General features: G+C 43.0%; 1 pseudogene. It reads left to right on the top strand.

The features are described from left to right. Positions 1-85: 85 nt before the first annotated feature. Positions 86-372, top strand: a pseudogene (locus tag CWC11_RS20530) (hypothetical protein); the annotation flags it as partial.

Below are 372 nucleotides of genomic sequence, written 5' to 3'. Positions count from 1 at the left end.
GACCCTCGTTCAGCCCAACGTGCTCAGCGTAACATTAAAGTACTTGATGGGCGCATCGTACTAGATCAGCCAACAACGCTAAATAATGAAGCAGTCAACGCCTGAGGGATATAACATGCATATTTACAGTGATATAAAATACACGCTACGGGGTTTGGCTAAAAAGCCCGGTTTTAGTGCACTGGCCATACTCGTGATGGCAAGTGGCATTGGTCTCAGTGTTTATTTATTTTCTTTCATGAATGTCATGCTATTTAAACCCATGCCGTTTGAAGGCGGGGAGCGGTTTATACAAGTATTCACTTCACAAAATGGCAGTCGGATCCAAGGGATGTTGAACCTTCATGATTATCACGAAATTAAGCAGAACTT

It is taken from the genome of Pseudoalteromonas sp. S3178 (assembly GCF_005886985.1).
Classification (GTDB): Bacteria; Pseudomonadota; Gammaproteobacteria; order Enterobacterales; family Alteromonadaceae; genus Pseudoalteromonas; species Pseudoalteromonas carrageenovora.
Note: the sequence above shows the minus strand (reverse complement) of the source record. Positions and strands in the feature narration are given on the sequence as shown.